This is a genomic window from Lutibacter sp. B1 (assembly GCF_012524075.1).
In the GTDB taxonomy this organism is placed as follows: domain Bacteria; phylum Bacteroidota; class Bacteroidia; order Flavobacteriales; family Flavobacteriaceae; genus Lutibacter.
The window spans coordinates 76,896-90,230 of the sequence record NZ_JAAZUI010000014.1 but is presented as its reverse complement, the minus strand read 5'-3'; the positions used below and the strand labels follow the sequence as shown (position 1 = coordinate 90,230).

Below are 13,335 nucleotides of genomic sequence, written 5' to 3'. Positions count from 1 at the left end.
GGTGGTTATAGCGATAGGGCTCACCTCTTCCCATACCGAACAGAGAAGTTAAGCCTATCAGCGCAGATGGTACTGCCATTGGTGGGAGAGTATGTCACCGCCTTGCTTTTGAAAACCCTTCAACATCCCGTTGAAGGGTTTTTTGTTTATAAAATATACCTTAAATTTTAGTTTTTATTTGTCATTTAACGTTATTTTGCACTTCATTTAAGTAGATAAAAAAAATTGAGAAAAATTATAATTGCGATTGATGGATTTTCATCAACAGGTAAAAGTACTGTAGCAAAACAATTAGCAAATAAGCTTCATTATATCTATGTAGACACGGGTGCTATGTATAGGGCAGTTACTTTGTATGCAATGCAAAAGGGCTTTATTTCAAATGAATTTTTTTATAAAGATGACTTCATTTTAAATTTACAACACATCAATTTAGAATTTAAATTTAATGATAAACTAGGTTATGCTGAAGTACATTTAAATGGTATAAATGTAGAAACTAAAATTAGGAGTTTGGAAGTTTCAAATTTAGTAAGTAAAGTTTCTGAAATTTCTGAAGTAAGAAAAAAATTGGTTGAACAACAGCAACAAATGGGAATTCATAAAGGAATTGTAATGGATGGCAGAGATATTGGCACAGTTGTTTTTCCTGATGCTGAAGTAAAGTTGTTTATGACAGCTTCAGCTGAAAAAAGAGCAAAAAGAAGATATGATGAGTTGATTGGTAAAGGTGATATTGTTACTTACGATGAAATTTTAGAGAATGTAATAAAAAGAGATCATATTGATTCTACACGTGAAGACTCTCCATTAGTTAAGGCAGATGATGCCATTGTAATTGATAATTCTGACTTAACTTTAGAAGAACAATTTGAAAAAATATATACAATTGTTATTGAGAAAATAAATAACTAAGGAATATTTAAATATTTATGTGTTTGTAAAGAAATTTTCCACTTAGGATGTTTCATCACATATTCAATAATTTGTGGAGTCATTTTTTCTCGTTTACTCCATTCCGGTTGTAAAAATAGTTCACATTTATCTGAAACTTTTGCAGCTTGTTCTTCAGCAAAAATAAAATCATGTTTATTGTATACAATAATTTTTAATTCATTTACCTGATTATAAATTCCTTCTAATGGAAGTTTATTTTTTTTAGGGGAAAGACAGATCCAATCCCATTTCCCAGTCAATATATATGAACCGGATGTTTCAATATGTGTTTTTATATTTTTATTTTGAAGAGAATTTGTTAAATAATCTAAATTCCACATTAAAGGTTCTCCTCCTGTTACCACAACGGTATTAGCATATTTAACAGCATTATTAACTATATCATTTGTTTTTGTTGGTGGATGTATTTTTGAATTCCAACTTTCTTTCACATCACACCAATGACAACCCACATCGCATCCTCCAATTCTAATAAAATAAGCAGCTTTACCGGTATAAAATCCTTCGCCTTGAATAGTATAAAATTCCTCCATTAAAGGAAGCATTTCTCCTTTATTTATAAGTTGTTGTGTGCTTTCATTAATCATGGTGCAAATATAACTATAAGTATGTATAATAAATATATTGAACTTAATTTCTATTGAAATTTTTAATTTAACTTTTATATCTTATTTTTATCGAAAATATAAACAATGGATAGAAAAGAAGTTTTTTTTGATCATATTACCAAAGGTTATACTACAAAAGGAGATGCAATTATTTTAGGATCAGCAATGTTAGATGGGGAAGCAGTAAAAGATGCTTTTGTAAAGGTGCCTTTAAAAACATTGAATAGACATGGATTAATTGCAGGTGCTACGGGTACAGGTAAAACTAAAACATTACAAGTGCTGACTGAGAATTTATCAGAAAAAGGGATTCCTGTGTTATTGATGGATATAAAAGGTGATTTAAGTGGTTTGGCACAGCCAAGTGCAGGACATGCTAAAATTGATGAACGCCATGCAGCAATTGGTTTACCTTTTGAACCTAAAAAGTTTCCTATTGAAGTATTAACTTTATCTGAACAAAAAGGAACTCGTTTAAGAGCAACAGTATCAGAATTTGGTCCAGTATTGCTTTCAAGAATTTTAGATTTAACTGAAGCGCAAAGTGGTATAGTCTCTATTATTTTCAAATATTGTGATGATAATAAACTTCCGTTACTTGATTTAAAAGATTTTAAAAAGGTACTTCAGTACTCTACTGATGAAGGAAAAGAGGAAATTCAAGCTGAATATGGTAGAATTTCTACAATGAGTACAGGAGCTATTTTGAGAAAAATTGTTGAAATAGAACAGCAAGGTGGCGATTTATTTTTTGGTGAACGTTCTTTTGAGGTTAAAGACCTTGTGAGAACTGATGAAAATGGCAATGGAGTTATATCGGTATTGCGTTTAACTGATATTCAAGATAAACCAAAGCTTTTTTCAACATTTATGTTGCAATTATTAGCAGAAGTTTATGCAACTTTTCCGGAACAAGGTGATAGCGGGAAACCTGAATTAGTTATTTTTATTGACGAAGCTCATTTAATTTTTAAAGAAGCTTCAAAAGCATTACTTTCTCAAATAGAAAGTATAGTAAAATTAATTCGTTCAAAAGGGATTGGAATATTTTTTGTTACTCAAAACCCAAAAGATGTACCTGAAGATGTACTGGCTCAATTAGGGTTAAAAATACAACATGCATTACGTGCTTTTACTGCGAAAGACAGAAAAGCTATAAAATTAGCTGCAGAAAATTATCCTGAATCTGAATATTATGATGTAGATAAAACTTTAACAGAGTTAGGTACAGGAGAGGCTTTTGTATCTGTTTTAAATGAAAAGGGAAGGCCAACACCATTGGCTGCAACATTAATGCGTGCACCTATGAGTAGAATGGATGTTTTAACTGAAAATGAGTTGAAACAAGTTATTGATAATTCGAGGCTGTATTATAAGTATAATGAGTTAGTTGATAGAGAAAGTGCTTACGAAATTTTAAGTGAAAAAATTGAAAATATTAATGAAAAAGAGGAAGTAGAAAAAAAGAAAAAAGAAGCTATAAAAAGTCAAAAATCAACAAGAAGCAGAAGTACTAGAATGAACCCTGTACTTAAAGTAGTAACAAGTGCTACTTTTATTAGAGGGGTTTTAGGAATTTTGAAAAGAGTAATATAAAATAATTATACATATAGTAAATATAATTTAAAGAATTTCGTTATAAATTATATTAAAAATCAAAATGTTTATGTCAATATTAAAAAAGACAGGTATTTTTTTAGTTTTAGTGTTATTTATTCAATGCGCTAAAGATGATCAATATTTAATTGAGAAAGGAAAGGTTGGATATTTAAATAAAGAAACTAAAGTTATAGAACTTAGAAAAATTTTTGAAAAAGACTCTTTAGTATCATATTTATCCTCAGATAATCCTGTGAAAGATGAAAAATTATTTTCAATCGCAAATGATGAGTATATACTATATTCTAAAGGAGGTAAAAAAATATTAGAAATAGAACCAACTAATATGAATGATTCACTATCAAAAATAAAAAGTATACAAATTTTTGATTCAAATTATAAGACTGATAAAGGATTATCTCTTCTATCTACATTTAAAGATATTAACGAAAATTATATGGTTAATAAGGTAGAAACAACGTTAACATCTGCTACGCTTTTTATTGATGAATTAAATGCTACAATTGCTATTGATAAAAAAGAATTAGGGTTAAATAGTTTTAGTAGGGAACAAGTTTCTATTGATCAGATTCCTGATATAGCTAAAATTAAGTATTTTACAATTTGGTTTAATTAATTATTTAATTAGTTTAAATAATATTCATTATTCATTTTTGCCACAGTACACCTCCAACTTAATTCTGAAGTAATTTTAGATTTAAGTGCTTGGCTTTGGTGTGGTTCACCGTGATTTATAAAAGTTAATCTAGGATTGTTTTTGAAATGAGAAAGCCAATCTAACAGTTCGCTTTGATCTGCATGACCGGAAAAAGCATCAATATTATAAACTTTAGCTTTTATTTTATGGTATTTACCAAAAAACTTTAATTCGGAGTCACCTGAAATTAAAGAACGCCCTCTTGTACCTTCGGCCTGATAACCAACCATTAAAATTGCATTTTTTTTATCTGAAATGTATTTTTCCAAATAATGTAGAACTCTACCTCCTGTAATCATACCACTTCCTGCTAAAACTATTTTAGGACTATCATCATTAACAAGAGCTCTTGAAGCATGAAAATTGCTTACCAATTCAACGGTTGAAAGCATACTTCTAATATCATCATCTGTAAGTTTATGTTCATTCTGATATTTAAAATAGATTTCGGTAGCGTTTACTCCCATAGGACTATCTAAATAAATTGGCACGTTTGGCAATTGATTTTTTCGCTTTAAAATACTTAAAAGATAGATGATTTCCTGGGCTCTTTCTACTGAAAAAGTTGGGATGATTAAAACACCACCTTTTTGATAAGTTGTATGAATGTATTTAAGCAATTTATCAGTTATTGGCTTGTTATTGTGCAATCTATTACCGTAAGTAGATTCTATAACCAAATAATCTGCTTTTTCAACATATTCATATTGATTTAAAATGATAGGCTCTTTTCTACCAATATCACCTGAAAAAACAATTGTTTTTCCTTGAATATTTAATAAAACAAAAGAGCTGCCTAAAATATGCCCACTATTTAAAAATTTGAATTTTAAATCTTCATCAACAGTATACCATTTATTTAGCTCAAAGGTTTCAAAATGAGGAATTGTATTTTTTGCATCATTAATAGTGTATAAAGGTTCGGCTTTTTTATGTTTAGTATACCCATATTTATTAGCTCTTCTGGCGTCTTCTTCTTGTATTTTTCCACTATCAAGCAATATAATTTCTGTTAAATCTTTAGTGGCATTGGTACAATAAATTTTCCCTTTATAGCCGTTTTTTATTAAAATTGGTAAACCTCCGGAATGATCGTAATGAGCGTGAGTAAGAAAAACAAGGTCTAATTCGTTTGTATTAATAGGAAATGGTTCTCGGTTTTTTAATCTCAATTCTTTTAAACCTTGAAACAGACCACAATCAATCATAATTTTTTTAAAACCAACTTCTAATAAAATTTTAGATCCTGTTACAGTTCCTGCTCCGCCATAAAATGTAAGTTTCATTTTATTTTAATTTAGGAAAGTTATATATACCCTAAGTTACGATTTTTGAGCGATAAAATCACGATATTTGGCACATATTTTAAGGATTATCAGACTTAAGCTGTTTCATTTTTTTATTTTTGATGAAATAAGATGTATTATGAAAAAATATAGTGTACAAAAATCACCTTTTGTTGTTCCTACTACCGATGGAAAATTGATTGAAGAGCATTTTGGGTTGGCAAGTATTAATTCTGAATTAAGTATAGCACATATGATTGCGCCTCCACATTGGAGTGAACCTTTTCAAACACCTGAATTTGATGAATATACTTATATTATAAAAGGTAAAAAACAATTTATTATTGAAGGAGAAAAAGTTGTTTTAGAAGCCGGGCAATCTATTAAAATTTTAAAAGGAAGCCGAATTCAATATTCCAATCCTTTTGAAGAGGAATGTGAATATATTTCAGTTTGTTATCCTGCTTTTTCTATTGATTTAGTGAATAGAGAAGAGGAGTAAGAATTTGCGTTAGCGATTGCAGTGACATCCTTTTTGGTGATTGCAAGGAGTTGAAATAACCAAAAAGATAGAACGGAAAGCGCGACCCGATAGGGTAACGCCCTAATTATGATATTTATAGTGCTAATTTTTTCTTTCGCAGGCTAACAATGTGTTTTTTAACAACATAGCGATTGTCATAGGGCCAACACCACCGGGAACAGGCGTAATATAAGACGATTTTGGGCTTACACTTTCGAAATGTACGTCGCCGGCTAAACGATAACCACGTTTTTTAGTGGCATCTTCAACTCGGGTAATACCAACATCAATAATAGTTACGCCATCTTTTACCATATCACCGGTTAAAAATTCAGGAATTCCAAGTGCAGCCACAATAATATCAGCTTGTAAAGTGATTTCTTTTAAGTTTTTAGTTCGGCTGTGAGCAATAGTTACTGTAGCATTACCTGCTTTACGTTTTTGGCTCATTAAAATACTCATTGGTCTGCCTACAATATGACTTCTGCCTATTACAACTACGTGTTTTCCGGAAGTTTCTACATTATAACGTTCTAATAATTCTAAAATTCCAAAAGGAGTAGCCGGCAAAAAACAAGGTAAATCCAAAGCCATTTTTCCAACATTTACAGGATGAAATCCGTCCACATCTTTATCAGGATTTACTGCCATTAGCACTTTTTGTTCATCAATGTGTTTTGGAAGTGGCAATTGCACTATAAAACCATCGATATCACTATTATTATTTAGTTTTTCAATTTCTTGAAGTAATTTTTCTTCGGAAGTTTCTTCAGGTAATTCAATTAGTGTAGAGTTGAAACCAACTAATTCACACGCTTTAACTTTGCTGCTAACGTACGTCATACTTGCACCATCTGTACCAACTAAAATAGCAGCTAAATGTGGTGTTTTTTTTCCTTGAGCTTTTAATTGTTTAACTGATTCTGCAATTTCTTGTTTTAAATCAGCTGAAGTTTTTTTTCCGTCAAGTAAAATCATAATCTATTAGTTTACAGTAAATAAGTCTCAGTTGGCAGTTAGGTAACGCCAAACTTTTCAGGATTTCTAATCATAAAATTAATTAGTTTCCCAACTTTTATACTTTTGGTTGTTAAATATTGTTGTTGTTCATTAGTTATATATGAGCATGATTTTGAAAAATCAATCCAAACTTGTGTTTCAGAATTTTCACTATCAGCATCAGTTAATTTACTAATAAAGTGCTTTATATATTGTCTTTTTCTATATGCTTCAGCAATGTTTGCACAAATAGCTCTAGATGATCTTCTAATCTGATTTGTTAATGAATAAGTTTCTTCTTTAGGAAAGAGCTTTGTTAATTCAAAAACCTCCATAGATAGTTCAAATGCTTTTTGATAGGCAAGTAACTTTTTGAAACTCATTTTTTAATTTATCAGTTTATGAACACTGCTACTGAAAACTATTAAATTAATAGCTTATTTCCCCATTCCTTTCATCATTTGCATCATTTTTTTACCGCCTCCGCCTTGCATCATTTTCATCATTTTACTCATTTGTGTAAATTGTTTCAGCAATTGATTTACTTCTTGTATGGTTGTTCCTGAGCCTTTTGCAATTCTTTTTTTTCGACTTGCATCAATTACTTTAGGTTCGCTTCTTTCAGCAGGTGTCATTGAATGAATAATAGCTTCAATTCCTTTAAAGGCATCATCATCAATATCTACATCTTTCATCATTTTACCGGCACCTGGAATCATACCCATTAAATCTTTCATATTACCCATTTTTTTGATTTGTTGAATTTGCTTCAAGAAATCATCAAAACCGAATTGATTTTTGGCTATCTTCTTTTGAATTTTACGGGCTTCTTCTTCATCATATTGTTCTTGAGCACGTTCTACTAAAGATACAACGTCTCCCATACCCAAAATTCTATCAGCCATACGATCAGGATGGAATACATCAATAGCTTCCATTTTTTCTCCTGTACCAATAAATTTAATAGGTTTATTTACAACTGATTTTATAGATAATGCAGCACCACCTCTTGTATCACCATCTAATTTTGTAAGAACAACTCCTTCAAAATTTAAAATATCATTAAAAGCTTTTGCTGTATTTACAGCATCTTGCCCTGTCATAGAATCTACAACAAATAACGTTTCGTGCGGATTAACTGCTTTATGAATGTTAGAGATTTCCGTCATCATTTCTTCATCAACAGCTAAACGACCGGCAGTATCTATAATTACTACATTTTTACTGTTCGCTTTTGCATATTTTAGGGCATTAAGAGATATTTCAACAGGATTGTTGTTTCCTTCTTCGGCATAAACTTCAACACCAATTTGCTCACCAACAACTTTTAACTGATTTATTGCAGCAGGACGATACACATCACAACCAACTAATAAAACTTGTTTTGTTTTTTTAGTTTTTAAATAATTTGCAAGTTTTCCTGAAAAAGTAGTTTTACCCGAACCTTGTAAACCGGACATTAAAATAACAGTTGGAGCTCCTGAAAGGTTTAGCCCTACAGTTTCACCTCCCATTAAATTGGTAAGTTCGTCTTTTACAATTTTTACCATTAGTTGTCCGGGATTTAACGTAGTTAATACGTCTTGTCCTAAAGCTTTTTGCTTCACAGTATCTGTAAAGGTTTTGGCTATTTTAAAGTTAACATCGGCATTTAAAAGAGCTCTTCGAACTTCTTTTAGCGTTTCGGCAACGTTTACTTCGGTAATTTTTCCGTGTCCTTTCAGTACGTGAAAGGCTTTATCTAATTTATCACTTAAATTATTAAACATAGGTTCTCACTTCGTTTTTAGAGGCACAAAGATAATAAAAAGTACCTAATTGTTTTCTTGTTATTTGGAATGATTTTTTAATAAAAAAATAACCTTATGTAGCTTAGATTACGGAAACGTTATAGTAATTGGGGTTACAAAATACTAAAAAAAAATGAGTAACATTTGCCTAAAATTTAATATAAAGTAATGGAGAAAATAATAATTGTAGGTGGTTTATCTGCCGGTCCATCAGCAGCAGCAAAAGCAAGAAGAGAGAATGAAAATGCGGAAATTATACTATTTGAAAAAGGTGAAAATATAAGTTATGCAACTTGTGGTATGCCTTATGCTTTTTCAGGTGTAATTGAAAATAGAAGTAATTTAATTGTTGTTGATGCAGAATTAATGAAGAATAGATTTAATATTGATGTTAAGTTAAATGAAGAAATTATAAATATTGATACCGAAAATAAAATAGTTTATTCAACCAAAGGAGATTATGGGTACGATAAATTGGTTTTTGCTACCGGAGCAAAGTCGATTGTTCCGCCAATTAAAAACATCAATTTTGCTACAAACTGGTCTACTTGTAGGTCTATGGTTGATTTTGATAAAATTACGAAAGAAGGTTTAGCTAGCGAATCAAAACATATTACTGTAATTGGAGCCGGTTTAATTGGTATTGAAGTTGCTGAAAATTTACGCGAAGCAGGTAAAGAAGTAACTTTAATTGAAGGTGCCAATCAAATTTTAACAATGTGGCAGCCTAAATTTGGAAATTTTGCCGAAACAGTTTTAAAAAATGAAGGAATTAAAGTTTTAACATCAAGTATAGTTAGTGAATTTGAAATTGATGGAAACGGAAAAATTAAAGGAGTTGTACTTGAAAGTAAAAAAACAATTAAAACCGATTTTGTAATACTTAGTGTTGGTATTAAACCAAATACCGAATTATTGCTTAGAAAAGGAGCAAAACATATTTCTAACGGCGCTTTAATTGTGAATGAAAGAATGGAAACATCAATTAAAGATGTATATGCCGCAGGTGATAATGTTTCAATTAAAAATTTACAAACCAATGAGTACGATTATTTTCCTTTAGGAACACATTCTAACAAAGCAGGTAGAGCAGCAGGAGCAAATGCTGTTGGTAAAAATATTGAATTTAAAGGAGCATATAAAACTGCCATTATTAAAGTTTTTGATTATACGTTAGCTCGTACAGGTTTAAATCCTAAAGCTTTAAACGAAACAAATATTCCATATAAAACAGTTTTAAGTGTTGCGGGTTCAACTCCGGGTTATTATCCTGGACAAAAAGATTTGATTACGGAGATTTATTATAATCCTGAAACCGGAGAAATTTATGGAGCAGAATTATTTGGTGAAGTTGGTGTAGATAAACGTGTTGATGTATTGAGTACAGCCATTTATGCGAAACTTAAAATTACCGATTTGTCTCAGTTAGACTTAGCCTATGCGCCACCTTTTTCACCGGCAAAAGATCCTGTAGTTGTTAGTAGTTTTGTTGCTGAAAATATTTTAGAAAATAAAGCCACTCAAATTTCGGTAGAAGAATTAGATGCGTTTATGGAAAAGAATAATGCCGAAGATTACCTTTTAATTGATTCTCGAACTGTAAATGAATATGAAAATGGAACGTTGAGAAATGCGGTAAATCTTCCTTTAAATGAAATTAGAAACCATATCGATTTTATTAAAAATCAAAATAAACCGGTAGTTATTTTTTGTCAGAGAGGGTTACGAGGTTATATTGCAGAACTTATTTTGAGGCATAATGGAATTGAAAATGTTGTAAATGTTGCCGGAGGTTACAAGTTATGGACAATGTATGGAGGTGAAGTTGTAGAACCTGAAGCAGTATTTGTTTAGGTTGAAAAAGGCTGTTTAGAAGTTACAATTTGTTAAACTAAATTAAAGGGTTTTTTAGATTCTGAAAACAAGTCTGCCTGTTGGCAGACAGGTTCAGGATGACAGATTATTTTTAAACAGCTTTTTTTATTAGCATTTTTTATATTGTTCGTGCATTTTAATATTGTTTTCCAAATTAAAAATAACCTGTTTTAAGCGTTTTAATTTAGTTTCTTCCCTTTTAGCTTCATTAATATGTCTTGCATACTCTTTTCGGTAAGTATATGCCATATTTTCAAAATTGGCTTTTGCAATTCTATTATTTTTTAAGGCATTTTGAAGTAATTCAGGAATTTCAATTTCTTTTTTAATTGATGTTTTAGTAGGTTTATTTTCTATAGAAAAGGCTTCATTAAAATATTCAACTAATTGATTTTCCTTTATTTCTGAAATATTATTAAATTTAATTACTCTGGTAAATTGTGCACTGCAATCATCTGAAAAAAGTTGGTGTTTATCACTCATTTCAGCACCTTTGAAAAAGGTTAAAGATACATGGTTTTTGAATGCTGCAAATCCACAAACTTTATCCGAATTGCAAAAAATTGGAATTTTCCATTTCCAATCTTCAATTACATTAGTATTGGATTGATGAATTAAAGTTCTTATTCTTTCACAAATTTCTTTTGAAAAAGAAGGTAAATTATCAATATAGTAATCAATTAAAGCTGAAGCATTTTCAGTAACTTTCATGTATATTTTATTCTTTTACAAATTTTATAGAAGTTGTATTAACACAATAGCGTTTGCCTGTTGTTTCAACAGGTCCATCATCAAAAACATGACCTAAATGTCCGTCACAAGCAGCACAAATAATTTCAGTTCTAACCATTCCGTGGCTTTTGTCCAAAACATATTTAACAGTTCCCGGAATTGCATCATCAAAAGAAGGCCAACCGCAATGTGATTCAAATTTACTTCCCGATTTGAATAATTGTGTACCGCAAGCGGCACACAAATATGTTCCTTTTTCAAAATGATTGGTATAACCACCTTCACCTGGTGCATCAGTTCCTTTTTGTCTTAAAATATAATATTGTTGAGGAGTTAAAACCTCTTTCCATTCTTCCTCAGTTTTAGTTATTTTTTTATCCATAGGTTTTTTAGTTTTTTCTTGAGAACAGCCACTAAATGTTACTGTTATTGATAAGATGAATATTAAAAATAATTTTTTCATTTTAATCGTTTCTTTTAATAAATTCAATTATTCGATTGATAACTTCATTATCTTTTAAAATACGTCTGTGCCCCAAACCGTTAGTAATTAAAATTTCACCTTTTTCTAAATATTGGCGGATATTATGCGCACAGCTTACAGGTACATCTCTATCTTCAGTATCGTGAATAACTAAAGTTGGTGTTTTTACATCTTTAGCAGCAACACTTGCAGAGTAATTATCAATATCTTCATTCAATTTTTTAAAGTAATATTTTTTCATCAATAAAACCATTTTTGGTTTCAACTTTAACTTTTTAATAAATTCAGAAATAATATCGGTTATAATATCACCGGCACCAACAACAACAGCTTTTTTAACTTTTAAACCTTGTTTTATACTGTTTAAAACAGTCATACCACCTAACGAATGCCCAATGGTAACTTCAAAAGGACCATATTTTTGTTCAAGGACTTTTGAAACTTCAACAAATTCATTCATCATAGTTGTTTTTCCCGGAGATTTTCCGTGTGCAGGGGCATCAAAGCTAATGGTCATATAACCATTTTCTAATAATTTATCGGCAATTTTATAGAGTTGCGTTCCTCTGCCGGACCATCCATGTATCAATAAAACTTTTTTTGCAGAATATCCATAAATATAAACCACAACATTTTTATTGATAGAAGGAATATGCACTGTTTCTGTTTTTGCACTTTTAGCCATCATTTTTTCTCTTTCAGGAGTTTTAAATCTAAAAGGAGTTTTAAATAGTAAAGCTGCATATTTTGTAGCTAGTGTAGGAGATATAAATTGAAGAAATTTTCCAATAAAAATAATATAGCTGGGTATTTTAGGAATATTATTTGATGGTTTTATATTGTTTGCTTTAGGTGTATTCATCTATTTATTAATTTTGTCAGTAAATATAGAATTTGTATTTTTATAAAAATGTAATTAATAAAAAAAACTGAAAATGAAAAAAATTATTTCTTTAGTTGTGGTATTGCTATTTCTGGTGAGTTGTAGTACAGTGCCAATAACAGGAAGACAACGCTTTAACATGGTAAGTGATGCTGAAGTTTTACCTACAAGTTTTGCCCAGTACGAAGGGTTTTTAAAAGAAAATAAGTTGTCTTCTGATGCTAAAATGACAAAAGAAGTGCAAGATGTAGGTTTAAGGATTTCTAAAGCAGTAGATCAATTTATGAGAGCTAACAATATGGTTGCTGAAGCAAATAGTTATAGATGGGAATTTAATTTGATTGAAGATGAAACTGTAAATGCTTGGTGTATGCCTGGTGGTAAAGTTGTTTTTTATACAGGAATTTTACCTATTTGTCAAAATACTGATGGTATAGCAGCGGTTATGGGACATGAAGTTGCGCATGCTTTTGCAAAACACGGGCAAGAACGTATGTCAAGCTCCTATCTTCAACAAATTGGAGGTGCAGTTGTAGCTGCCGGAACTGCAAATAAAACTGCACAAAGTAAAGAATTGTGGAATATGGCTTATGGTATTGGTTCTCAATTAGGAATGTTGTCGTACAGTAGAACACATGAAACTGAAGCTGATAAATTAGGAATGGTTTTTATGATTATGGCAGGGTACAAACCTGAAGAAGCTGTAAACGTATGGATTAGAATGAGCCAAAGAGCAGATGCTTCGCAAGCTCCACCGGAATTTTTAAGTACACACCCATCAAACCAAACACGTATTAAAGATTTGAAAGATTATTTACCAACTGCAAAAGCATTGGCTAAAAAATACAGTATGCAATAGTTTTTTAAGCTACTAAAAATTA

At 30.6% G+C, this 13,335-nt stretch carries 14 protein-coding genes and 1 rRNA gene; 7 read left to right on the top strand and 8 right to left on the bottom strand.

Annotated elements, in window-relative coordinates:
• Positions 1 to 106, top strand: a 5S ribosomal RNA gene (rrf, locus tag HGB55_RS09800); the annotation flags it as partial.
• A 119-nt stretch (positions 107 to 225) separates the two neighbouring features.
• A complete protein-coding gene (gene cmk, locus HGB55_RS09795) occupies positions 226 to 915 on the top strand; it encodes a (d)CMP kinase (RefSeq protein ID WP_168816715.1) in 690 nt (229 codons plus the stop codon).
• On the opposite strand, the gene HGB55_RS09790 is transcribed toward cmk, so the two are convergent.
• Entirely contained in the window at positions 912 to 1,544 is a 633-nt protein-coding gene (locus tag HGB55_RS09790; protein ID WP_211047377.1) for a 7-carboxy-7-deazaguanine synthase QueE, read from the bottom strand. The genes cmk and HGB55_RS09790 overlap by 4 nt on opposite strands.
• A 105-nt stretch (positions 1,545 to 1,649) precedes the next feature.
• Between HGB55_RS09790 and HGB55_RS09785 the strand changes: the two genes are divergently transcribed.
• Together HGB55_RS09785 and HGB55_RS09780 are read left to right on the top strand one after the other, a co-directional pair.
• A complete protein-coding gene (locus tag HGB55_RS09785; RefSeq protein ID WP_168816714.1) occupies positions 1,650 to 3,161 on the top strand; it encodes a helicase HerA-like domain-containing protein in 1,512 nt (503 codons plus the stop codon).
• Between the two features lie 70 nt (positions 3,162 to 3,231).
• Positions 3,232 to 3,801 (top strand): hypothetical protein, encoded by a 570-nt coding sequence (locus HGB55_RS09780; RefSeq protein ID WP_211047376.1) that lies wholly within the window; start codon positions 3,232 to 3,234, stop codon positions 3,799 to 3,801.
• Between the two features lie 8 nt (positions 3,802 to 3,809).
• On the opposite strand, the gene HGB55_RS09775 is transcribed toward HGB55_RS09780, so the two are convergent.
• The gene (locus tag HGB55_RS09775) at positions 3,810 to 5,168 is read right to left on the bottom strand and encodes an MBL fold metallo-hydrolase RNA specificity domain-containing protein (protein WP_168816713.1); all 1,359 of its coding nucleotides are present in this window, start codon (positions 5,166 to 5,168) and stop codon (positions 3,810 to 3,812) included.
• Positions 5,169 to 5,307: 139 nt separating this feature from the next.
• On the opposite strand from HGB55_RS09775, the gene HGB55_RS09770 reads away from it, so the two are divergent.
• Complete coding sequence (locus tag HGB55_RS09770) at positions 5,308 to 5,670, top strand: cupin domain-containing protein (protein WP_168816712.1); 363 nt, start codon at positions 5,308 to 5,310, stop codon at positions 5,668 to 5,670.
• A 123-nt stretch (positions 5,671 to 5,793) separates the two neighbouring features.
• Here the strand turns inward: HGB55_RS09770 and folD are convergent, their stop codons facing one another.
• From folD to ffh, 3 genes are read right to left on the bottom strand one after another with little or no spacing between them, the layout of a single operon-like run.
• Positions 5,794 to 6,669: a bifunctional methylenetetrahydrofolate dehydrogenase/methenyltetrahydrofolate cyclohydrolase FolD gene (gene folD, locus HGB55_RS09765; protein ID WP_168816711.1), complete on the bottom strand. Its 876-nt coding sequence runs from the start codon at positions 6,667 to 6,669 to the stop codon at positions 5,794 to 5,796.
• 38 nt (positions 6,670 to 6,707) lie between these two features.
• Positions 6,708 to 7,073: a four helix bundle protein gene (locus tag HGB55_RS09760; protein WP_168816710.1), complete on the bottom strand. Its 366-nt coding sequence runs from the start codon at positions 7,071 to 7,073 to the stop codon at positions 6,708 to 6,710.
• A gap of 54 nt (positions 7,074 to 7,127) precedes the next feature.
• Complete coding sequence (gene ffh, locus HGB55_RS09755; RefSeq protein ID WP_168816709.1) at positions 7,128 to 8,459, bottom strand: signal recognition particle protein; 1,332 nt, start codon at positions 8,457 to 8,459, stop codon at positions 7,128 to 7,130.
• Between the two features lie 189 nt (positions 8,460 to 8,648).
• Between ffh and HGB55_RS09750 the strand changes: the two genes are divergently transcribed.
• The gene (locus tag HGB55_RS09750) at positions 8,649 to 10,334 is read left to right on the top strand and encodes an FAD-dependent oxidoreductase (RefSeq protein WP_168816708.1); all 1,686 of its coding nucleotides are present in this window, start codon (positions 8,649 to 8,651) and stop codon (positions 10,332 to 10,334) included.
• A gap of 129 nt (positions 10,335 to 10,463) precedes the next feature.
• Here the strand turns inward: HGB55_RS09750 and HGB55_RS09745 are convergent, their stop codons facing one another.
• The 3 genes from HGB55_RS09745 to HGB55_RS09735 are packed head-to-tail and all read right to left on the bottom strand — an operon-like array spanning position 10,464 to position 12,433.
• The gene (locus tag HGB55_RS09745) at positions 10,464 to 11,066 is read right to left on the bottom strand and encodes a YdeI/OmpD-associated family protein (RefSeq protein ID WP_168816707.1); all 603 of its coding nucleotides are present in this window, start codon (positions 11,064 to 11,066) and stop codon (positions 10,464 to 10,466) included.
• 7 nt (positions 11,067 to 11,073) lie between these two features.
• Positions 11,074 to 11,550, bottom strand: a complete 477-nt coding sequence (gene msrB / locus HGB55_RS09740) for a peptide-methionine (R)-S-oxide reductase MsrB (protein WP_211047375.1) — start codon at positions 11,548 to 11,550, stop codon at positions 11,074 to 11,076.
• A gap of 1 nt (position 11,551) precedes the next feature.
• The gene (locus HGB55_RS09735; RefSeq protein WP_168816706.1) at positions 11,552 to 12,433 is read right to left on the bottom strand and encodes an alpha/beta fold hydrolase; all 882 of its coding nucleotides are present in this window, start codon (positions 12,431 to 12,433) and stop codon (positions 11,552 to 11,554) included.
• A 73-nt stretch (positions 12,434 to 12,506) separates the two neighbouring features.
• Between HGB55_RS09735 and HGB55_RS09730 the strand changes: the two genes are divergently transcribed.
• Complete coding sequence (locus tag HGB55_RS09730) at positions 12,507 to 13,313, top strand: M48 family metallopeptidase (RefSeq protein WP_168816705.1); 807 nt, start codon at positions 12,507 to 12,509, stop codon at positions 13,311 to 13,313.
• Positions 13,314 to 13,335: the final 22 nt, after the last annotated feature.